A 23118-nucleotide genomic window follows, 5' to 3' on the forward strand; every position below is an offset into this window, starting at 1 on the left:
AGTAACATATATATTTTAAATAGATTTTTAAAGGCACATATCAATATTGATATGTGCCTTTATTAGTTCCATTATACAATACTATAAATTTTTTTTATTTAATGACTTTTTATAAGTGCAAGTTAACTACAATAGCTCTCTCCTAACTAAATCAAGTAACTCCATAGTTGCACTCTCACGTATTTTCTGCCTGTTACCAGATAATTTAAGCATCTTAGTTTTAACTTCACCATTAATATATAACCCAACATATACAAGTCCCACTGGTTTTTCTGCACTCCCACCATCTGGGCCCGCAATTCCCGTAGTTGAAAGGCCAATACTAGTGCCTGCAGTTTTTGCTATACCTTGCGCCATTTCTGCTGCTACTTCACTACTTACTGCACCATACTTATCTAATGTTTCTCTCGCAACTCCTAATCTATTAATTTTAGCCTCATTGCTATATGTAATTGCCCCCTCTATAAACGCAGAAGATATCCCTGGGTAATTTATAAGCTTTGCAGCTACCATTCCTCCTGTGCAAGATTCTGCTGTGGATATAGTTAACTTCTTATTTATAAGCATTTCTCCAAGTACATTTTCTAAGGTTGTATTCCCTTCGCCATAAATGTTATTTCCTAGTCTTCTACGTATTTCATCTTCCATAGGCGCAATCAGTCTTGTGCCTTCTTCCTGTGTATTAGCCTTTGCTGTAATTCTAAATGTCATTTCCCCTGCTTTAGCATAGGGTGCCACAGTTGGATTAGTTTGATTATTCAATATATCTTCTATCATTTCTTCCGCACTGCTCTCTCCCACTCCAATAACTCTGAGCACCTTTGAAACTAATACACCTTGCGCAAACTTTTTAAGATAAGGAATAACAGCCTCCTCAAACATAGGTTTCATTTCCCAAGGTGGACCAGGTAAAAGTGCAATTATCTTTCGATTTTCTTCTATTATACATCCTGGCGCTGTGCCATTATTATTAGGAATCACTACCGCATCTACTGGAAAATACGCTTGTTTCTTATTGCTTTTCGTCATTGGTCTGTTCATATCTTTAAAATAATCCTCAATAATTTTTAAAGAAGCTTCATGAACAACGCTACGCTTGCCAAAATATTCAAAAGCTACTTCCTTGGTTAAATCATCCTTTGTAGGTCCAAGTCCCCCACTAGTTATAACTAAATCAGCTCTACTAAATGCTAATCTATATGATTCTAAAAGTCTTTCTGGATTATCTCCAACTACGCACTGATGATAAACTGATATACCTAAATCTGCAAGTCTCTTAGCAATATATTGTGCATTTGTATTAACAATATCGCCGAGTAATATTTCCGTACCTACTGATAATATTTCTGCTTTCATAATAACTTCCTCCCTTAGATGCCACTTACGTAGCAAGTGGTATTTACATATTTACATTAAAGAGTAATTTCGCTTAAATTTTACTCTTTATAATTCTTTCATTGGTTCTATGAATAATTTCTTCTGGATATCCCATAAATTCAAGTACTTTTATTGCATTTCTGGTAGAAGATACCCCTTTTCTTATTTTATAATCAAACTCTAATCCATGCTCCCCTACACTCTCAGTAAAATAATAGCATTCATATAAGTCTCCTACCATTTTAGTTATTTCAAGATCATGTGTAGCTACTGCAACCAAAGAATTGTGAATAGACAAATAAGCTAAAATTTCAGCAGAAGCATTAACCCTCTCAATAGGGTTAGTTCCCCTAAAAATTTCATCAATAAGACATAGGTTTGTTACTTCCTCATTGCAAACATTAATTATTCTAAATATTGCCTCTGCCTCACTTAAATAATAACTTTTTCCACCAGTTACATTATCACTTACAGTCATCGAAGATACTATATTGAAATATCCACCTTCATAGCTTGTAGCAAGGCAGGTAAAAATAGTTTGTGCAAATAGTGCATTTAAGCCCACAGCCCTTAAAAAAGTAGATTTACCTGACATGTTTGAACCCGTTATAATAACACCCTTTTCTATAGTTAAAGAATTACCTACAGCAGCTTCTATTAATGGATGTTTTATATTCTCACCTTTTATCTCTTTAAGTCCTTTTGTTAATTTAGGCTCCGTATATTCTAAAAGCCCATCCCTATAGGACGCTACAGATATTAATGCATCAATTTCTCCTAAAATTAAATAAATTTCTCTTATTTCTCCGATATGTGCTTTAACCTCATCTATTATTCTATAAAAGCCTCTAGCTTCTTTTAAAAAGAACATATTAAAGTACTCAAAAATAACATCTGCACCTTCTATTCTTCCTATTCCAATGGAGGTAGCTTTTTTCATTATCACCTTGCAACCCTTTGCTTTTTCTTTAAGCTTTAAGGTATATTCCTTTATCTCTTCATCCTCTACTCTTCCCATAACTTCAGCTAACGTAATTATCTTTCCTAAATATCCCATAGCTTCAATTTCTGCCCCAACCTGTTTTTTAATCTTAACATTAATAAACCCATTAGCTAAAAACATTATAAATAAAAAATAAAAGGCTTTAGATATTCCAATAAAAGCTATTGAAACTAAAGAACCATAAGCTAGTACTGTTAAAAGATATAGCAATGGCTTCATTGAAGTTTTATATAAGATTTCATTCCATAAAAACGATGTTACAGTATTATTACGCTGTCTTCCCAGCTTTAATAAACTAACTTGTATTTTTTCTCTTGTTTCCTTATTTTTTTGAAAAAAACTTATAGTCTTATTTCTATTAATTAGTTTTTCTTTTTTTAAAATTGGATTTCTTAAAATATGGTATAAGTACTGTTCCCCTGGAGATGACAATGTTCTGTCTACCTTTTCAAAAACCTGGTTCATATTTAAATCTAAGTAAGTTTGATCATCAACATATATTTCCTGCGGATTTTTATACTTTAATACATCAAATAATAATTTAATATCTTCAAATTTCCTCTCTCGCTTATTTTCCACACCATAGTTTTCTCTAACCTGTTTTAATTTCTTATAAAATATTGCTTTGCTTCTTGCTACTAGACCTAGCATCACTAAGACTAAAGAGATAATAATTCCCCACAAATATATTTCTTTTGCATTTTTCCCTAAAATAATTGTTATGTAAGTTATGATTGCAGCCATAACCATGCTTGTTATAAATAAGTTGCTAAATTTTTTATCCTTGTCCACTTACCTTATCCCCCTTAAAAATCACTAACTCCTTTTTATAAATAATCTAATACCCTTTTTTTAAATCTACTACATTTACTAGTTCTTCCCCTTGTACATATTTTTTCATATTCTTATATATAAGGTTAAATCTTCGCTGGTTTCTCATCTCTGAAATCCAGGAATTATGAGAAGTTAATATAACATTATTTAGATTCCATAATGGATTATCCACTTTTAAAGGTTCTTCTTCATATACGTCTATTGCGGCTCCTGCTAGTTTACCATTTTTCAAATTTTTAATTAAAGAAGCTTCATCCACAATACTCCCTCTAGCTACATTTATGAAAAAAACTCCATTTTTCATTGCAATAAATCTATCTTCATTAATTAAATGATGGGTAGCTTTGGTATATGGCACTGTACACACAATCACATCACATAACTTAATCATTTGGTCTAATTCACTCATAGCATAGCATGTATTAAAATATTCAACATCTCTACCATCTGTATTTACACCTATTAAGTTTACGCCGAACCCTTGAAGTCGTTTAGCTGCCTCCGCAGCTATTGTGCCTGTCCCTATAAATCCTATAGTTTTACCATATATCTCCCGAATACTTGTATCCGTTTTCCATTTTTTATTAGCTTGATTTTCATATAGCCCCTTACTATTCTTAAAGAGCTCTAGAATTTTTAATACAATCCATTCCCCCATTGGTATACTATAGCCACCTTTATTATTCGTAATTATAATAGAAGTGTTTTTAACATACTCTGTTGGCAATTGGTCAATACCTATGCTAGATAATTGAATCCATTTTAGCTTTTTCATTTTCTCTATGGCGAGTGTTTTAAATGGATCATAACAAATTAAAACCTCTATGTCCTCAAGCTTTTCACTATAAATTAAATCTTGCTCTTTAGCTACCTTTATATCATACCCAAAATCTTCTATACCTTTCATTTTTTCTTCGCCATAATTGTATGTAAAGAGTGCTTTAATAGCCATGCAAATCCTCCTTCGAAAAAAAGGTGCCATAAGGCACCTTATTTAAATACATTTACCAAATTAGTAAATATTTCTTTATTATCTTTAAGTTTAGTTTCATTTCCCAGTACACAAAAGTAGTTTTCCTTTATAACATCATTTAATAGTGCTTTAAAAGACTTAATGTCCGCAGGATTTGTACTTAATACTTCTTCTCTCTCCTTTTGTCTTTGCTCCTCAGTAATACCTCTTATATAATATGCTGTCGCCCGCTCACCTTTCATAGAAGGTGTTAATGGTGAGTCAAGCTCACTGATTGTTCCAATAATGTATTTTGTCATTTCTCTTTCTGAGGCTTCAAAGCTTCCTATATAATTACATATTCCATCGTAAGCTTTTAAAGTCTCTTGGACATTAGGATCACGATAAGATACAAAGACTATATTCCCACTTCTAGCTATATTTGCAAAACCACCATAGGCGCCACCTTGCACACGCACTCTATTCCATAGGTAATCGAGACTTGCTATAGTTTTAAGTACTAGCATTTTACCTGAATATGAATATCCCTTCTTAATGAAGTTATATCCTTTAGCTACATACTGAACATCTGATGAGGTTAATAATCCTTCATTATTTTTATTTAGATCAAAATTATACAATGCATCTGGCAATTTTTCTTCTCCTAAGACGCTTATAATCTTAGGTAGCTCTGTAGTAAATGCAGTATATATGTCTTCTTCTCCTGTAACACTTATTATAAGATTATTTTTGTTAAATATAAGCTTTGATACCTTGTTTAAGTTTTCAATGATCTCTTCTGCTTTGTTATCAAAATCTCTTTCAATCTCATCAATAAATTTATAAAAAGCTATTCCTGTAGTTTTTTCTATATAAGCTGAAGCTGGCGAGAAGTAAGATGTAAGTCTTCCAGCTGCTACCATATGTCCTCTATCAAGAATCTTCATTTCATGCCTTGATTTTAATTGTTGAATTAGCTCCTTCAAACGTTTCTTTTCATCAAATTTAGTATTACTAATTATCTCTGCCATAATATCAAATAATTTAGGAAGCTTTTCAGTTAAAGCTTTAGTCTTTACTACTAACTTGGGGCTATATTTTTCGAAATTTCCACTTTCGCCAAATACCTCTGTGGTAAAATGAATTCCGCCTGTATGAATATTAACCTCATTAGATAAATCAGAATAACTAGTATTCCGCGTACTTACCCTTCCTAAAATAGTTGATAATAATGTTACATAAGGCAGTAACTTTATATCTACTTTTTTAGAATCAAATAATACATTTATATAGGCAATTTTATTAGTGAATATATTATGAGATAATACCTTTACTCCTTGCTCATCCTTTTCCTTTAAAGGTAAATGTTCTACTTGTTTCTCAATATCGGTTAGCTCAAGTAAAGGAATAGTTTCGAGCACTTCCACAGCATCTGGCGTCATTTGTCTTTCTTTAAGAGCTTTCCCCTGCTTAACTATTTCCTCTATTTGTTTTTCTGAAAGACTTTCCTTATACTTAGCTAGTTTTTCTTCTACTGCCTTGGACTTTTGTTCTGCTAAGCCCTTTTTACCATTCAATATAACCATAGAACTATGGGTATTATTTATTAGGTACTTTTCTATAAGTTTTTCAAAATAATTAGTAGTTAATGCAGCTTTTATTTTGATCAAATAACTTTCATACTCTAAATGCATAGTTGGATCTTTATCATAAAGCCAGCTGTCCATACTAGTTATATAGTAATATAATCCCTTTGGAAAACCACCTAAGTCAGCTTCCCTTAATTTAAATTCAGTACTATTTATACAAGCTTCTATTAATTTTTTATCTATTCCTTCTTTAACTAAATCCTTTAAAGTTGTAAATACAACTTCCTTAAATCTTTCTTTTTCACTTTCATTAGAGTTTTTTACTACTATACTAAACACCGGTTGTAATATGCTATTATCAAAACCTCCAAATACATCTTTACCTATCTCGGCGTCTATAAGTGCTTTCTTCAAAGGTGCTGCAGCGCTTTCTAATAATAAATACTCTAAAATTTCAAAGGCTAAATGCATTTCTGGATGGCTAATATTATCACCTGATACAAAGTTCATACTTAAGAATGTTTTGCCATTCTCATCATCATCACATGAAATAGGATAATCCATCTTAACTTCTTCCATTTTGCTAAATGGTTTCTGTAAGCTAATAGATGACTCTACTGTAATTTTATCAAAATTATTTAAATACTCTTCACTAATAAATTGTAACTGTTTATCAATATCTCCATCTCCATATAGGAATATATAACTATTTGATGGATGATAATATTTTTTATGAAACTCTATGAATTCTTTCTGCGATAATTCTGGTATACATTCTGGATCTCCACCAGATTCTACGCCATATGATGTGTCCGGAAATAAGGACTCTTGAACCTTGCGCATGAGGCACCCTTCCGGAGATGAAAATGCACCTTTCATTTCATTATAAACTACACCTTTATAAGTTAGTTTATCTTCCTTGTTTTCTAATTCATAATGCCAGCCCTCTTGCATTAATATTTCAGGTTGTGAGTATATATTCGGATAGAAAACTGCATCTAAATACACATCCATAAGATTAAAAAAATCTTTATCATTTTTACTAGCTAGAGGATATATCGTTTTGTCAGAAAAAGTCATAGCATTTAAAAATGTATTTAAAGATCCCTTTATTAATTCAACAAAAGGCTCCTTTGTTGGAAATTTTCTAGAGCCACAAAGCACTGAATGTTCCAGTATATGTGGAAGCCCATTACTACTTTTCGGTGGTGTTCTAAATCCTATAGAAAACACCTTGTTATCATCATCATTTTCTAAATGCAACAGTCTAGCCCCACTTTTAATGTGTTCAAACAACCTTGTAACAGAATTTAGCTCTCCTATATTTTTCTCTTCAATTAACTTAAATCCGTGATATATACCGCCAATCGTAAACTTCATTTCTGTCCTCCTCGTACTTTTTTTAAAAGTTTAAATACTTATTAAGTGTTTCATATCCTAAAACCTTGCCCCATGTAAATTACACCTGTCAATATCAATATTTACCTATTATATTCATTATACAACATTTTATTCCGCGCTACCATCAACATAAATTATAGATTTATCTTTCCTCATTTTTATTTTGTCTATACTACACCTAAACAACAAAATCATATAATGCTATTTTATCTTCCCTTTCTCCATTTATGTTCATAAGCTTAATTAATCCTATTTATAAAATTTAACGACATTTACAATACCATTGGTACATAAATAAAAATAGAATAGTGACTTATAAAACATTATATATAAAAATACCTCCATTTCTGGGGGTATTTTTACATATAATGTAGTCTTATGTTAGTATCTCATATCCTGTTTTAGTAACAAGTATTGTATGTTCCCACTGAGATGACAATGAACCATCTACTGTAACCGCTGTCCAATCATCTTCAAGTACATCTGTTTCAGGACTACCGATATTAATCATAGGCTCAATAGTAAAAATCATATTAGGTAGTAATATTGACCCCTCTCCTTTTTTGCCTATATGAGGTACAAATGGTTCTTCATGAAACTCCAATCCAACGCCATGACCACCATAATCGTATACTACTGAATATCCAAAACCTTCTGCATGCTCTTGAATAGCACACCCTATATCTCCAAGGGTATTGAAGGGTTTTACCTGCTCTATACCCCTTTCTAAACACTCTTTCGATACACGCACCAAATCTAACGCTTCCTTAGACATTTCTCCAATTGTATACATTCTACTAGCATCACCATAATATCCATCTAATATGCAAGACACATCTACATTAATTATATCACCATCTTTTAGAACTGTATCATCGGGTATACCATGACATATTACATCATTTATAGATGTACATACACTCTTAGGAAAGTCCCCATAGCCGAGTGGTGCTGGATATGCATTATGCTGCACAGTATATTCATGTACCCAAGTATTAATTTCATTTGTGGTTACTCCAACTTTTATTCTCTCCCCAACAATATCGAGTATATCATGAGTTAACTTGCAACTTTTCCTTATACCCTCTATTTGTTCCTCTGTTTTCATTATATCTCTAGGTATTTTATAACCTACTTTTTCCTCTATATTCCCTATAAATATATCCTGATCCATGTGACATTTTTTATATTTCTTACCACTGCCACACCAACAAATATCATTTCGCGATAGTTTATTCATTATATTTCCTCCCAATTGAAATTATTCAAACCGTCAATTACAACCACAGTTTAGTTGTAAGTATATTCTATATTGATGATTTCATCTTTAATTATAGTTCATAATCCCAAGTATTCAACCGTTTCGCAAAAACTTTTTGTGATTGTGTCAATGTATTCATTGAAAATTCAAAATACATAGTGCTATTAATGCGCATTTATGTTAACCCTATTTCAGATGTTGATAGTTTAAAATACTCATATTTATTAACTCCTGCTTTGGCCACTAGATTATTATTAGCTATTTCTGAAGCTTCTTCTATATTTTTGGCCTTAAACATTATAGTTCCACCATTTCTATTATACCTTCCTCCACAAATTAAATACTTAGAAGAATGATTATCCTTATTTATATTAGTAGTATAAGATATTGCTAAACTGTCATTACCCTCTTGCGAATAATTAATCTTAACCAATAAACCCTTTGTTTCCATTTGCTTTCCCTCCAGTTAAATCATCTCCTGCCGAGCTGAAATGTCGTTAAATTATCTGCTATAGTGGTGCTTTAGGGATGCAAATTGCTCAAACCCTTAATAAATGTATATGTTTTTCATGTAGTTTTATTACAAATATTTTCAGGGGTAATTCTTTGTTGCACAATAAAAAAGGTACAGGATTAGAGCATATTTTATACCCTAATCCTGTACCTAGTCACCAAACAGTTTCATTCTATTGAGATTCATATGTAACTGCCTCTATTTTTTGAAAATCTTATTTTTCACCCATTTTAATTGCCTTTTCTGTACAACTCTCCATAGCTGAAATTACTGTTCCTCTAAAATTATTCTTTTCTAAGGTGTATACGGCCGCTATAGTAGTTCCACCTGGTGAGCATACATCGTCTTTAAGTTTTCCTGGGTGTTCTCCTGTTTCAAGTACCATTTTAGCTGCCCCTAGCACTGCTTGCGCTGCCATTTTATAAGCCTTTTCTCTTGGCATTCCTTGAAGCACCGCCCCATCACCTAAAGCTTCAATAAACATATAAACATAAGCAGGAGATGAGCCACTTACCGCCGGAACTACATCAATAAGCTTTTCCTCTAATATCTCTATCTTACCAAAACTTTCAAAAATATTTACTACGTCTTGCAATTCTTCTTTAGTTATATTTTTATTAGCACAAAGTGCACTCATACCCGCGCCAACAAACGCTGGAGTATTTGGCATAGTTCTTATAACCTTTGCAGCGCCTCCGAGTGCATTGCTCATATATTCTAAAGTTACCCCTGCAGCTATAGTTACTATAACTACCGTCGTCTTTAAATATGGTTTTATTTCATCGATAACCTCAGAGTATTTATAGGGTTTTACAGCTAAAATTAATATATCAGAAGATTCAGCAACTTCCTTGTTGTCATTAGTTACTAGAATATTATATTGTTCTTTTACCTTATTTAAACTCTTATCTGATGGATTACTTGCTATTACTTGTTGGCTAGAAACTAAATTTGATTTTACTATTCCACTTATCATAGCCTTTGCCATATTACCACAGCCTATAAATCCTATCTTTTTATTCATATAATTATTTCCTCCTATATAATTTTTTTAATAATACTAATTATATCACATACATTTCATGAACTTGGTTATACTAATATTGAAATATTTATTATAAAGGAGCAAATCAATTAATAGTTATTTGTGCTCTAAGTAATATAAGGAGGATCTTGCAATGTCACATAAAAACAACAAAAATAGTAAAGATAATAAAAAGGCTAATCCAAAAACGAAAAAAGAATTAGATAAAATGAGAATGGAAACTGCCAACGAAATAGGTGTTTCTAAAGAATCTAAGAAATTAGGAAATGAAACAGAATAGATCTTCTCTATATTAGTAAAAGAAAGATATCTTCCCCTGTCTTTCTTTTACTTCATAAAATAATTTTTAATTTATGATATTGTATAAATTGCAATTCCATTTATCATAATACGCCTTAACCATTATCTTTCATCACCCATAAAATATAATCCTAATATTTCTGGTCCTGTATGGGACCCTATTGCCGTACCCACATAATTTAAAATAACATCTTTAACATTTCCATTTTCTCTAACTAAAGCCTCTAAAGCTAATGCATCTTCAATACAATCTCCATGACTTATAGCAATAACTTGCTCTTTATTTGGGTCTGTTCTTTCCTTGAATTTTTCAACTAAGGTATTTATTGCCTTTTTTCTACCTCTACACTTAGAAAAAGGAGTAAGTCTTCCTTCATTATCCACAAACAAAACTGGTTTTATATTTAACAAGGTGCCAACAGCTGCAGCGGAACTTGAAATTCGTCCACCTCTTTTTAAATGGTTTAAATCATTAACTGTAAACCAATGGTTAATCTTAAGTTTATTTTCCTCAAGCCAGGTAACTATCTCTCCTTTTGAATTTCCTTTCTTTAACATTTCATAAGCATAATGCACTAACAGCCCTTGTCCAAGGCTTGCGCATTTACTATCAACTATACTTATATCCGCCTCAGGGAACTCTTCAAGTATAGCCTCTATTGCTATATTTGCACTGTTTATAGTTCCTGTTAATGCAGAAGACAAAGCAATATATATTATAGATTTTTCTTCCTTCACATACTTTCTAAAAACCTCTACATATCTTTGGCTATTTATTTGTGATGTAGTAGGCATCTCTCCCTGCCTTAAAGCATCATAAAAGTCCTTACGAATAATATTTTTCCCAAAATCATCCTCTATTGCTTGACCTTTAAAATTACATATTATTCCTATCGGTACTATGTTTTCTTGTTTAATATAATCTAAAGATAGATCGCATCCTGAATCTATCACTAAAATCGTCCCACTGTGTGTTCTACTCATAACTTAATTCCCCTTTGCCATTATCTTAAATATTATTCTCACCTTCTATTATGTATGATTTATATAAACACTTCAATACAAAAAAAAAGAAAAGTATATATACTTTTCTTAACATCACTAAAATGAAAATTATTCCACTACCTTACCAATCTTTCTAAATTTATAATATCTCTTAGTAAGTAAAGATTCTATAGGTTCCCGCATTAATCTAACAATTGACTCTTCTAAATTACGTTTAATACTTGCCGCCATCTCATCTAAATTAGTGTGCGCCCCACCTAAAGGCTCTTTTATGATTCTATCTATTATTCCAAAATCAATTAAATCCTGAGCTGTTATTTTCATTGCAGTAGCCGCTTCTTTAGCAAGACTTGCATCTTTATATAATATGCTAGCAAAACCTTCTGGTGACAAAATAGAATAAATTGCATGTTCTAGCATCCAAACCTCATCTGCTACCGCCATAGCTAAAGCTCCACCACTTCCGCCTTCTCCTATAACTATTGAAATTACTGGTGTTTTTAATGTTGCCATTTCCATAAGATTTCTAGCAATTGCCTCACCTTGACCTCTTTCTTCTGCACCTAGTCCACAATATGCTCCCGGAGTATCTACAAGACAAATAATAGGCCTTTTAAATTTTTCTGCCTGTTTCATAAGTCTTAAAACTTTTCTATACCCCTCTGGATTTGGCATACCAAAGTTTCTCTTTATGTTTTCCTTGGTGTTATTTCCCTTTTGCTGGGCTATAACAGTTATAGGAATACCATTAAACTCTGCTATTCCACCTACAATAGCAGAATCATCTCCATAATACCTATCACCATGTAGCTCCATAAAGGAATCAAAAATCAGATTTATATAATCAAGAGCAGTAGGACGTTCCACAAGCCTCGCAATACTTACTTTATCCCAGGCAGTTAAGTTTTTATAGGCTTCCTTTTTCATATTGTAGAGCTTAATTTCCATCTGTCTTATTTCTTTTTCTAAATCCATATTTTGATCTATTGCTAAATTCTTTAGTTCATCTATTTTACTTTTAAGTTCATACATGTGCTTTTCAAAAGGTAAAGTTACCATAAAATTCCACTCCCTACCGTTACTTTTGTCTTTCTCTTAATGCTATGAATGAATTTTCAATATTTGCGTTAAAGTATCCTTCATAGCTTTTCTATCCACTACTTTATCTATAAAACCCTTTTGGAGCAGAAATTCAGCCCTTTGAAAACCATCAGGTAATTGTTGCTTTAATGTTTGTTCAATAACTCTTTTACCTGCAAACCCTATTAATGCATTAGGTTCAGAGATTATTATATCTCCCAGCATAGCAAAACTTGCTGTAACTCCACCTGTAGTTGGGTCTGTAAGAACAGTTATATAAAGACAACCTTTTTCATTATGCCTTGCAATAGCAGCACTAGTTTTGGCCATTTGCATTAGCGAAAATATGCCTTCCTGCATCCTAGCTCCCCCTGAGGCAGTGAATATAATAATTGGTTTTTTAGCTTCTGTTGCTCTTTCAATGACCCTTGTAATTTTCTCTCCGACAACGCAGCCCATGCTTCCCATCATAAAATTGCTATCCATTACTGCAATTAACGTATCCTGTCCATTTATCTTTCCTTCTCCAGTTATTACAGCTTCTTTTAATAAGGTTTTATCATGCAAACTTTGGAGTTTATCTTTATATCCCTCAAAATCTATAGGGTCATCTGAGATCATATCTTTATCGTATTCTATAAAAGTCCCTTCATCCATAGTATAATTTATTCTTTCTCTAGACCCAATTCTGAAATGGGTTCTACAATTATCACATGTCATTATGCTACTCTCTAAATCCTTATTATAAAGGATTTTGCCACATGTTTCGCATTTAACCCACATTCCTGTAGGGATATTAGGTTTTTTCTCACCATATTCATCTTCTAAACTTTTAACCTCAATATATTTACTTTTTTTAAATATACGTTTAAACTCAAACATATAGCTACCCCTTTCTAAAAACATACCTACACTATAATTTATAGCATACCAAATAGATACCACTCTCATAGTATAAAACTTTTATGCAATAAATTCCAGTATGTGTTTAGCTACTTGTTAAATTCTTTACTAATAAAACTAGTATCAAATTTTCCTTTTATAAAATTACTATTATTTATTATTTTAAATTGAAAATCTATATTAGTATCCACACCCTCTATTATAAACTCCCCTAATACTCTTCTCATTTTACGTATTGCTTCATCTCTATCTTTTCCGTGGACAATGAGTTTTCCTATCATGGAGTCATATGTTGGTGGAATCTTGTATCCTTGATATGCCGCACTATCAATCCTTACTCCATATCCTCCTGGAATATGGAGTGATTTTATAACGCCAGGACAAGGCATAAAATTTTTAGAAGGATTTTCTGCATTTATTCTACATTCAATAGCATGGCCCTCAATTTTTATATCCTCCTGTTTATAAGGAAGTATTTGGCCTGCAGCAATTCTTATCTGCGCTTTAACTAAATCTACTCTAGTGATCATTTCTGTTATTGGATGCTCTACCTGTATACGTGTATTCATCTCCATAAAGTAATATTTTTCATGTTTATCTAATAAAAACTCTATAGTTCCAGCATTTTTATAATTAATAGACTTAGCCGCTTTAACTGCAACCTCACCCATCTGTTTTCTAAGTTCTCCTGTCATTCGGACTCCTGGTGCCTCTTCTATTACCTTCTGATTACGCCTTTGAATAGAACAGTCTCTCTCGCCAAGATGAACAACATTTCCATGCTCATCTGCAAGTATTTGAAACTCTATATGTCTTGGCTCTTCTATGAATTTTTCCATATACATTGTATCATCACCGAAAGCAGTTTTCGCCTCAGCTTTTGCAGTGTTGTACGCAGGTATAAGATCTTCTATTTTACTAACGACTCTAATTCCTCGTCCCCCGCCTCCTGCTGAGGCCTTTATCATTACAGGATATCCTATTTTTTCAGCTTCCGTTAAAGCATCTGCTTCAGAGTCAATCGCTCCGCCCGAACCAGGGACTACTGGTATCCCAGCATTTATCATAATTTCTCTTGCCTTTAATTTATTTCCCATATTATCAATGTTTTGTGAATTTGGGCCTATATATTTTATATTACACTCCTCACACATCTGTGCAAACTTACTATTTTCTGATAAGAACCCATACCCCGGATGAATTGCCTCTGCGCCCGTAAGCACCGTGGCACTCAAAATATTTTGCATATTTAAATAACTATCCTTAGATTTACTAGGTCCAATACATACAGCCTCATCTGCCATTTGAGTATGAAGAGCATCTTTATCTACCTCAGAATATACTGCAACAGTTTGAATACCCATTTCATTACACGCCCTGATTATTCTTACCGCAATCTCGCCTCTATTTGCAATCAATATCTTCTTAAACATATTATTACCTTCCCCACACTAAAAATTATTAACAAAAGTGTTTTTAATGTTTATTTCCCTACCGCAAATGTAATTTCAGCTTGTGCCACTTTAACTCCATTTACTGTAGCTATGCCTAGACCTATCCCAACAGGTCCCTTCATTTTGATTATTTCTACCTCTAGCTTTAACACATCTCCCGGAACAACTTTCTTTCTAAATTTAGCTTTATTAATACCACCAAAGTAAGCTATTTTACCTTTATAGCTCTCCATACTTAAAAGTGCCACTGCCCCAACCTGCGCTAAAGCCTCAATAATTATTACTCCCGGAAGTATAGGTTCTTCTGGAAAATGCCCCTGAAAGAAATACTCATTCATAGTAACATTCTTATACCCAACAGCTCTTTTGCCTGGTTCTAGTTCCTCTACTTTATCCACAAATAAAAATGGATATCTATGAGGAATAATTTCTTGTATTTGTTTTATATCTAAAGTAGTACCTTTTATATCTTCCATATTAATGATTCCACCTTTCATGCAATTACACCAGTCACCATATGACAGTTTTAAGCTGTCTTTTCGCCACTAGTTTTCAATTATTTTGAACAATGGCTGTCCGTACTCTACCATATCTTCATTTGAAACCAATACTTCTACAACTTCTCCATCTACTTCGCTTTCAATTTCATTCATAAGCTTCATAGCTTCTAAAATACAAAGTGTGTCTCCAACTTTAACCTTAGTCCCAACCTTTACAAAATTCTTTGATTCAGCACTTGGAGAAGAATACATAGTTCCAACAATAGGTGATTTAACTACAAATAGGTTTTCCTTGGGTATTGCCTTTTCTGCATTTTCTGTAGTTATAGCTATATCCTTTTCTAGTTTTTCTAAATACACTTCTTTAGAAGCTACATCTTCCCTAGTAAGGATTTCCTTAGCAACTCGCTCTAAAGGTGCAGCATTTAAAGGTGTTTTTTCTATTACCACCTGTTGTTCTTTTTTCTCCATCATTATTCTGATACCTTCTGTCTCAATTTCAAAAGAAGTAAGAATCGATTCACTAACGGTTTTTATTAACTCTTGAATATTTTTATAATCCATAATTATCTACCGTCCCATTTTTTTAATATAATAGTAGCATTATGACCACCAAAGCCTAATGAATTTGACAATGCATATTTAAGTTGCTGTTTTCTTCCTACGTTTGGAACGTAATCTAAATCACAATCTTCATCTGGCACTTTATATCCTATAGTCGCTGGCACAAAACCTTCTTCTAATGCTTTTGCACATACTATAGCTTCTATAGCCCCTGATGCTCCTAAGAGATGACCTGTCATGGACTTTGTTGAACTTACAGGTATTTTATATGCATATTCGCCAAAAGCAGATTTTATAGCTATAGTTTCAAACTTATCATTATATGGAGTACTTGTTCCATGTGCATTAATGTAAGATATTTCTTCTGCCTTAACATCTGCGTCTTTAAGCGCTATTATCATTGATCTTGTTGCTCCTTCTCCATCTGGAGATGGTGAAGTTATATGGTAGGCATCACAAGTTGATCCATAACCCTTAACCTCTGAATATATTTTTGCATTTCTTTTTTCTGCATGCTCTAAAGATTCAAGTATAACTATACCTGCACCATCGCCCATAATAAAACCATCCCTCTCTTTATCAAAAGGAATCGATGCTCTTAAAGGATCTTCACTTTTGCTTAAAGCTGTTAGTTGTGCAAACCCTGCTAAAGCTAGCGGGCTTATTGAAGCCTCTGCACCTCCAGCTATTATTATGTCCGCTCTTCCATCTTGAATCATGTGAAAAGCATCTCCTATTGCATTAGTTCCTGTAGCACAAGCCGTAACAACGCTCGAGCACATACCTTTAGCACCATATTTTATTGCAATATTCCCGGCCGCCATATTACCTATTATCATAGGTATTAAGTAAGGGGTAATTCTGCTTGCTCCCTTTTCCATAAGCTTTGCATGCTCGTTCTCAATAGTACCAATTCCGCCTATTCCTGAACCAACTATTACTGCTAATCTTTCACTATCTATAGTTTTTAAATCTAATCCTGAAATTTTAATTGCTTCATCTGCTGCAACCATTGCATACTGACAATATTTATCCATTTTTCTAGCTTCTCTTTTGTCGAGTGCAACCGTTACGTCAAAATCCTTAACCTCTGCAGCAAGCTTACATTTAAATTTAGAAATATCGAAAGCCTTAATTACATCTATGCCACAAGTACCTTTTTTTATATTATCCCAAAAACTATTTACATCATTTCCTATAGGAGTAACTGCTCCCATGCCTGTTATAACAACTCTATTTTTCATAAAGTAAACCCTCCTTTAATCATCAACTAAGTTACATTACCATTCCACCATCTACATTTATAACTTGACCTGTTATGTATGAAGCTTCCTCTGAGGCTAGAAATGCTACTACATTTGCCACATCTTCTGGCGTTCCAAGTCTCCTTAGCGGAATAGTGCTCATTATAGTATCCTTTACCTTCTCGGTCAAACCACGTGTCATATCTGTTTGAACATATCCTGGGGCTACTGCATTACAAGTAACTCCGCGGCCCCCAAATTCTCTAGCCACAGCCTTAGTCATACCTATTATACCTGCCTTTGCGGAGGAATAATTCACTTGGCCTGCATTTCCTGTAAGCCCAGACACTGAAGATATATTTATTACTCTTCCACTTCTCTGTTTAAGCATTATGGCTGATACATGTTTTGTGCAATTAAAAGCACCCTTCAGGTTAATATCTATAACACTGTCAAAATCAGCTTCCTTCATTCTCATTAAAAGACCATCTTTTGTTATGCCAGCATTATTAACTAGAATATCTAAGCTTCCGAACTCTTCAACACTTTTTTTCATCATATTTTCCACATCACTATAACTGCTAATATCACATTGAATTGCTAACACCTTAACTCCTAAATCTTCTATTTCTTTAACTACTTCGCGCACTGCGTCTTCACTATTTCTATAGTTAACAACTACATTTGCTCCAAGCTTTGCTAGCTTTACGGCTATTGCTCTTCCAATACCCCGACTAGCTCCTGTAACTACTGCTGTTTTCCCTTTTAACATAAATTCATGCTCCTTTACATCTTTCATAGGATTCCACTTTTTAATCAATTCTATTGTTTAAGCAATTCTATCGCTTACTTAAAGATGCAACAGCTTTGTCCAAAGATGCCATATCTTCTACATTAACTACTGTAAGTTTTCTATCTATTTTCTTGATAAATCCACACAGGACCTTACCTGGACCTATTTCTACGAAAGTATCGACACCGTCTTTTATCATATTTCTTATAATTGTTTCCCATAAAACGGAACTCATAACTTGAAGTTTTAAATTACCTTTAATATCATCCTTGCCCTTTACATAATCACCATTTACATTTGTCATTACTGGAATAGTAATGTCTTTAAGGTTTATATTTTCAAGTTCAATTTCTAACTTCTCCGCTGCTGGTTTTAACATAGAAGTATGAAATGGTGCGCTTACAGGTAAATTAATAGCCCGTTTTGCGCCTTTTTTCACAGCTCTTTCGCAGGCAAGTTCTACCGCCGCTATTTCCCCGGCAATTACTATTTGTCCTGGGCAGTTTAAATTAGCGATTTCTACTATCCCAGAGGTTCTAGCCTCACTACAAGCTTCTTCAACTAAGTTAACTGCAAGGCCTAAAATAGCTGCCATAGTTCCTATCCCTACAGGCACTGCTTCCTGCATAAATCGTCCACGCTTTTTAACAATCTTTACCGCATCTTTGAAATCCATAGCTCCACTACAAACCAGTGCTGAGTACTCTCCAAGACTAAGTCCTGCAGTTACATCACATTTTATGCCATGTTCTTTTAATGCCATAAGGGCTGCTATACTAGTAGTTAAAATAGCTGGTTGAGTATTCTCTGTGATATCTAGCTCATCTTCTGTGCCCTCAAAACAAAGTTTGCTTAGCTCAAATTTAAGCTCCTTATCTGCTATATTAAATATATTTTTGCAAACCTCTATATTTTCAAATAATTCCTTACCCATACCAATATATTGGGCTCCCTGTCCAGGAAAAATAAAAGCAATTTTACTCATATTTCCCTCCTTAAATAATAATATTCTTTTTTATCTAAATTTTATAATACCTTCTTCTGCCTCTGCAAACATTTCTTCTATAATTTCTCTGCAGCTTTGTTCTTTCTTTACAAGACCTGCGATTTGACCTGCCACAACAGATCCCATCTCAATATCGCCTTCTTTTACTGCCCTTTGTAGACATCCTCGTCCGAGGGCCTCTAGCTCCTCTACTGGAGCATTTTCCTTTTCAAGCTTTTGAAATTGTCTTGATAACCTATTTTTTAAAGCCCTAACAGGGTGCCCTGTAGGTCTTCCTGTAACTACAGAGTCTATATCCTTTGCAGCCAATACCTTCTTTTTGTACTTTTCATGTATTGTGCATTCATCCGCCACTAAAAATCTTGTTCCTACTTGAACTCCCTGGGCTCCAAGCATAAATGCTGCCGCAATACCACGCCCATCACCTACACCCCCTGCTGCAATCACCGGAATACTAACTCCATCGACAACTTGTGGAACCAGAGCCATAGTTGTAAGTTCACCGATATGTCCTCCAGATTCACAACCCTCTGCGATAACTGCATCTGCGCCTGCCCTCTCCATGCGTTTAGCCAGTGCCACTGATGGTACCACTGGTATCACCTTAATTCCATGTGACTTCCAAAGTTCCATATACTTACCTGGATTGCCTGCACCCGTAGTAACAACTTTAATACCTTCTTCACATACAAGCTGTGCAATTTCTTCTGCATTATCACTTAAAAGCATTATATTAACGCCAAATGGTTTATCTGTTAACTTCTTTGCTTTTCTAATTTCATTTCTTATATAATCAACTGGTGCATTAGCCGCTGCTATAATACCTAATCCCCCTGCATTAGATACTGCAGATGCTAAGCTACTGTCTGCAACCCAAGCCATACCACCTTGTATTATCGGATATTTCACACCTAAATCTTCAAAAAATACGGAATTAAACATTTTATCCCTCCTTTGTTCCTTAAAAGTATATAGTTAAATCATCTCCCGCGGAGTTGCAATATAACAACCCAAGAAGGAGATTTATACTCCCACTGAAGTTTCTTCTTCGTTATAGTATGGAACTCCCACTTATAAAAGTGGGAGATTTCCCTTTTGAAATGCCGTTAAAGTCAGATAATTATAGAAAAAAAGCATATATTACGTGGACTACATTTCATGTAATATATACTCTTTTATCATACTGAAATAAACTAAATTTTAATATGATTAGTATCTCAGTTCTCTAATCACCTAACCCATTAATTCCAATTATTTTAACTTTTCTTCTATATAGTTAACAATTCCCTTTACATCTTTAATGTTTTCTATATCTTCATTCGGTATTTCAATTTCAAAGGCCTCTTCGAGTGACATTACAATTTCAAATATTTCAAGAGAATCTATTCCTAAATCATCTGTGAAATTCGCCTCCATTTTAACCTCTGCTTCGTCTATCCCTAATTGTTCAACTATTACATTTTTAACTTTTTCAAATACCATTACTAATTCCTCCTAATATTTTATTTATTGATTGTCCATTCTATTAATGAAGCTCCGTAGGTTAATCCACCGCCAAAGCCTACAAGTATAATCTTATCTCCAGCTTTTAATAAATTCTTCTTATTCATCTCATCTATTGCTATAGCTATGCTTGCCGCTGAAGTGTTCCCATAACGATCTAAGTTCACAAAGAATTTATCTTTATCAGCCTTCAATTTTCTAACTACAAAATCTATTATTCTGTAGTTTGCTTGATGGCAAACTACATATTTAACATCCTCTAAGGTATAATTATTTTGATTTAAGATTTCGTTTATACTGCTTGCAATAGTTTTTACTGCAAATTTAAAAATCTCTTTGCCATCCATACTTATTTTCGCATTAAAATTTTCATTTCCTTCTATAAAAGTGTTTTTTACATCTACAGTAGGACAAGTTAAAACTCCACCTTTTTCACCCTCTGAAGCTGAATTTATAGAAATAATTCCTTTTTTACTGCCTGCCTCAAGAACTGCTGCTCCTGCTCCATCACCAAAGAGTATACAAGTTTTTCTATCTGTCCAATCAACAATCTTTGATAGAACCTCTGCACCTATTATTAAGGCTCGTTTACGCTCTCCTGTTTTAAGAAATTGCATTGCTATATCAAGGGCAAATATAAACCCCGTACATGCTGCTGATATGTCAAAGGCCATAGCATTAACTGCTCCAATATTCCCTTGAACTATGCATGCAGTGGCCGGTACAAATTGATCAGGCGATGTACTTGCAAGAATTATCAAATCTATATCTTCCGCTTTAACTTGTGCATCCTTTAATGCCTCAAAGGCTGCTTTTGTTGCTAAGTCTGAAGTGTTTTCACCTTGTGATATATGTCTCTCTTTGATACCCGTCATAGAAACTATCCATTCATCAGAAGTGTCTACAATCTCTGCCAATTGATGATTAGTCATTATGTTTAGAGGAGCATAACTTCCTGTACCAATTATTTGTACTTCATTCATTCCTTAATCGATCCTTTCATTAACTTTCTAATCTATATTTTTTTTTGAAGAAATCATTTAATTTTTCTAGAGATTTTATTAGTACATCTTCTTCTTCTGCATTTAGACCATCTATAGTTGCGTGCACCATATCAGAATGAAATTTTTCATGTATTCTATAGGCGAGTTTCCCTTTTCTAGTAAGCGCAATCATTACTGATCTTCTATCTTCTTCTCCTCTTTTCCTATTTACATATCCTTTTTTAAGAAGCTTATCGATAGCCGTTGTAAGCGTACCTACAGTAATTTTAATATCTTGAGCTGCTTCTGACATAGTTCTGTACTCATACATCCCTATTGCATCAATAGTATGTATTTCCGTTATAGATAGGTCTTTAAGTATACCCTCTTTAAGTGCCCTCTGTTCTATCTGTAATATATCGTTAAAGGTCTCTACTAAAAGTTCATTTATAACACCAACAGATTTGCTCATATTTATCACCATTTCCCATACTTTGATTTGCATGTACTTTACTTTTCATATACTTTGACAATCAAAGTATATCGATGTAATGATTATTTGTCAATATACTTACCATAAATATGCAAATTTTCTTTTTTAATTTATATTTGTAATAAAATTAAAAATCGTGTTCTGCCTCTACTACTAGTTCACTCATAAGTTCTTTAACCGATATAATTTTATCTACTTTGTAAGCATTACTTCCAACGAAAATAAGTCCCTTATCTAAATTACCTTTTACTGATTGTATTAACGCTTCCGTAATACAATAAGGAGTTTTTTGAGGATTACAGTCCTTTATGCATAAATAACATTTATCCACTTTGCAACCACTTTCCTGAGTGAGCTTCATAAACTTATTGTTAATAGCCCTCCCTGGCATACCTACAGGACTTTTTACTATCTTTATATCTTCTTCTTTTAAATTAACATAAGCCATTTTAAAAGCTAAACTAGCATCACACTCCTGCGTAGCCACAAATCTAGTAGCCATTTGTACCCCTGCTGCTCCAAGTTTCATGATTTCTGCAATGTCTGCGCCAGTATAAATTCCACCAGCAGCTACTACAGGAATTTTTTTATTATACTTTTCTTCAAAAGGCTTGATTGCCTCAATAACTTCTTTAACTATATCCTTTAAGTCTTGGGTTTTCTTTTCTAGTAATGATTCCATAGAGAAACCAAGATGTCCACCAGCTTCAGAACCTTCAACAATAATTAAATCTGCAGCACAATTGTTTTTTTTATCCCACATTTTTGATATAACTGTAGCTGCCTTTGCTGATGATACTATTGGTGCAAGCTTTGTATTAAACCCCTTAGCCATTTTAGGCAAATTAAGTGCAAGTCCTGCACCAGATATTATTAAATCTATTCCTTCTTCTAAAGCAGTTGCTGTAAGTTCTTCATAATTATTCATAGCTACCATAATATTTATCCCAATAATACCCTTAGGACTTAATTCTCTAGCTCTTCTGATTTCACTTCTTAATGCTCTTATGTTTGCTTCCTTTGCATTGGTTCCAAAGTCTTTTTCATTATATCCAATTTGAGCAGTAGATATTATCCCAATCCCGCCTTCATTTGCAACCGCTGATGCTAGACTCGAAAGAGACACTCCCACTCCCATACCGCCTTGAATTATAGGAATACCTGCTATTAATTCTCCAATTTTTAAAGGAGGTAACTTCATAATTATCCGCTCCCTTTACTTTGATTTTGAATTAGTTTGATAGTCAAAGTATATATATCTTTATATTCTATGTCAAGACAAAAGTATCTTATAACTTTTTTGAGTATTTTTTT

At 33.5% G+C, this 23118-nt stretch carries 22 protein-coding genes; 1 reads left to right on the forward strand and 21 read right to left on the reverse strand.

Annotated features, from left to right (window positions below; translation table 11 throughout):
- Positions 1 to 126: 126 nt before the first annotated feature.
- From ACWJKS_RS18175 to proC, 7 genes are all read right to left on the reverse strand, one after another.
- Entirely contained in the window at positions 127 to 1356 is a 1230-nt protein-coding gene (locus tag ACWJKS_RS18175) for a competence/damage-inducible protein A (RefSeq protein ID WP_462960147.1), read from the reverse strand.
- A gap of 73 nt (positions 1357 to 1429) precedes the next feature.
- Positions 1430 to 3172 (reverse strand): MutS-related protein, encoded by a 1743-nt coding sequence (locus ACWJKS_RS18180; RefSeq protein WP_462960148.1) that lies wholly within the window; start codon positions 3170 to 3172, stop codon positions 1430 to 1432.
- A 46-nt stretch (positions 3173 to 3218) separates the two neighbouring features.
- Positions 3219 to 4166, reverse strand: coding sequence for a phosphoglycerate dehydrogenase (locus ACWJKS_RS18185; RefSeq protein ID WP_462960149.1), 948 nt, complete (start codon positions 4164 to 4166; stop codon positions 3219 to 3221).
- Between the two features lie 38 nt (positions 4167 to 4204).
- The gene (locus ACWJKS_RS18190) at positions 4205 to 7135 is read right to left on the reverse strand and encodes an insulinase family protein (RefSeq protein ID WP_216302117.1); all 2931 of its coding nucleotides are present in this window, start codon (positions 7133 to 7135) and stop codon (positions 4205 to 4207) included.
- Positions 7136 to 7532: 397 nt separating this feature from the next.
- Complete coding sequence (locus ACWJKS_RS18195) at positions 7533 to 8396, reverse strand: methionyl aminopeptidase (protein WP_462953415.1); 864 nt, start codon at positions 8394 to 8396, stop codon at positions 7533 to 7535.
- Between the two features lie 196 nt (positions 8397 to 8592).
- Positions 8593 to 8868, reverse strand: a complete 276-nt coding sequence (locus tag ACWJKS_RS18200; protein ID WP_462953414.1) for a hypothetical protein — start codon at positions 8866 to 8868, stop codon at positions 8593 to 8595.
- A gap of 277 nt (positions 8869 to 9145) precedes the next feature.
- Positions 9146 to 9955: a pyrroline-5-carboxylate reductase gene (gene proC, locus ACWJKS_RS18205; protein ID WP_462960150.1), complete on the reverse strand. Its 810-nt coding sequence runs from the start codon at positions 9953 to 9955 to the stop codon at positions 9146 to 9148.
- Between the two features lie 154 nt (positions 9956 to 10109).
- Between proC and ACWJKS_RS18210 the strand changes: the two genes are divergently transcribed.
- Positions 10110 to 10256 (forward strand): small, acid-soluble spore protein, alpha/beta type, encoded by a 147-nt coding sequence (locus ACWJKS_RS18210; protein WP_165411774.1) that lies wholly within the window; start codon positions 10110 to 10112, stop codon positions 10254 to 10256.
- A gap of 122 nt (positions 10257 to 10378) precedes the next feature.
- Here ACWJKS_RS18210 and ACWJKS_RS18215 read toward each other — a convergent pair whose 3' ends face one another.
- The 14 genes from ACWJKS_RS18215 to ACWJKS_RS18280 form a co-directional block, all read right to left on the reverse strand.
- Positions 10379 to 11260, reverse strand: coding sequence for a DegV family protein (locus ACWJKS_RS18215; protein ID WP_216302121.1), 882 nt, complete (start codon positions 11258 to 11260; stop codon positions 10379 to 10381).
- Positions 11261 to 11389: 129 nt separating this feature from the next.
- Positions 11390 to 12340 carry an acetyl-CoA carboxylase carboxyltransferase subunit alpha gene (locus ACWJKS_RS18220; protein WP_216302122.1) on the reverse strand — a complete coding sequence of 317 codons (951 nt, stop codon included), beginning with the start codon at positions 12338 to 12340 and terminating at the stop codon, positions 11390 to 11392.
- 42 nt (positions 12341 to 12382) lie between these two features.
- Positions 12383 to 13243: an acetyl-CoA carboxylase, carboxyltransferase subunit beta gene (gene accD / locus ACWJKS_RS18225; RefSeq protein ID WP_462960151.1), complete on the reverse strand. Its 861-nt coding sequence runs from the start codon at positions 13241 to 13243 to the stop codon at positions 12383 to 12385.
- 110 nt (positions 13244 to 13353) lie between these two features.
- Entirely contained in the window at positions 13354 to 14697 is a 1344-nt protein-coding gene (locus ACWJKS_RS18230) for an acetyl-CoA carboxylase biotin carboxylase subunit (RefSeq protein ID WP_216302123.1), read from the reverse strand.
- 50 nt (positions 14698 to 14747) lie between these two features.
- Positions 14748 to 15194, reverse strand: coding sequence for a 3-hydroxyacyl-ACP dehydratase FabZ (fabZ, locus tag ACWJKS_RS18235; protein WP_165411779.1), 447 nt, complete (start codon positions 15192 to 15194; stop codon positions 14748 to 14750).
- A 69-nt stretch (positions 15195 to 15263) separates the two neighbouring features.
- Positions 15264 to 15782, reverse strand: coding sequence for an acetyl-CoA carboxylase biotin carboxyl carrier protein (gene accB / locus ACWJKS_RS18240; RefSeq protein WP_216302124.1), 519 nt, complete (start codon positions 15780 to 15782; stop codon positions 15264 to 15266).
- Between the two features lie 2 nt (positions 15783 to 15784).
- A complete protein-coding gene (gene fabF / locus ACWJKS_RS18245; RefSeq protein ID WP_462960152.1) occupies positions 15785 to 17026 on the reverse strand; it encodes a beta-ketoacyl-ACP synthase II in 1242 nt (413 codons plus the stop codon).
- A gap of 31 nt (positions 17027 to 17057) precedes the next feature.
- Positions 17058 to 17798 (reverse strand): 3-oxoacyl-[acyl-carrier-protein] reductase, encoded by a 741-nt coding sequence (gene fabG / locus ACWJKS_RS18250; protein WP_165411858.1) that lies wholly within the window; start codon positions 17796 to 17798, stop codon positions 17058 to 17060.
- Between the two features lie 67 nt (positions 17799 to 17865).
- The gene (fabD, locus tag ACWJKS_RS18255) at positions 17866 to 18804 is read right to left on the reverse strand and encodes an ACP S-malonyltransferase (protein WP_216302126.1); all 939 of its coding nucleotides are present in this window, start codon (positions 18802 to 18804) and stop codon (positions 17866 to 17868) included.
- A gap of 30 nt (positions 18805 to 18834) precedes the next feature.
- Positions 18835 to 19767 carry an enoyl-[acyl-carrier-protein] reductase FabK gene (gene fabK, locus ACWJKS_RS18260; RefSeq protein ID WP_216302127.1) on the reverse strand — a complete coding sequence of 311 codons (933 nt, stop codon included), beginning with the start codon at positions 19765 to 19767 and terminating at the stop codon, positions 18835 to 18837.
- Positions 19768 to 20076: 309 nt separating this feature from the next.
- Positions 20077 to 20307, reverse strand: a complete 231-nt coding sequence (gene acpP, locus ACWJKS_RS18265; RefSeq protein ID WP_216302128.1) for an acyl carrier protein — start codon at positions 20305 to 20307, stop codon at positions 20077 to 20079.
- 20 nt (positions 20308 to 20327) lie between these two features.
- Positions 20328 to 21311 (reverse strand): beta-ketoacyl-ACP synthase III, encoded by a 984-nt coding sequence (locus tag ACWJKS_RS18270; protein WP_216302129.1) that lies wholly within the window; start codon positions 21309 to 21311, stop codon positions 20328 to 20330.
- 19 nt (positions 21312 to 21330) lie between these two features.
- The gene (locus ACWJKS_RS18275) at positions 21331 to 21783 is read right to left on the reverse strand and encodes a MarR family winged helix-turn-helix transcriptional regulator (RefSeq protein WP_165411859.1); all 453 of its coding nucleotides are present in this window, start codon (positions 21781 to 21783) and stop codon (positions 21331 to 21333) included.
- A 148-nt stretch (positions 21784 to 21931) separates the two neighbouring features.
- On the reverse strand, positions 21932 to 23005 hold the full coding sequence (locus ACWJKS_RS18280; protein ID WP_216302130.1) for an NAD(P)H-dependent flavin oxidoreductase: 1074 nt from the start codon (positions 23003 to 23005) through the stop codon (positions 21932 to 21934).
- Positions 23006 to 23118 lie beyond the last annotated feature (113 nt).

This window comes from Clostridium sp. CM038, from assembly GCF_055081105.1.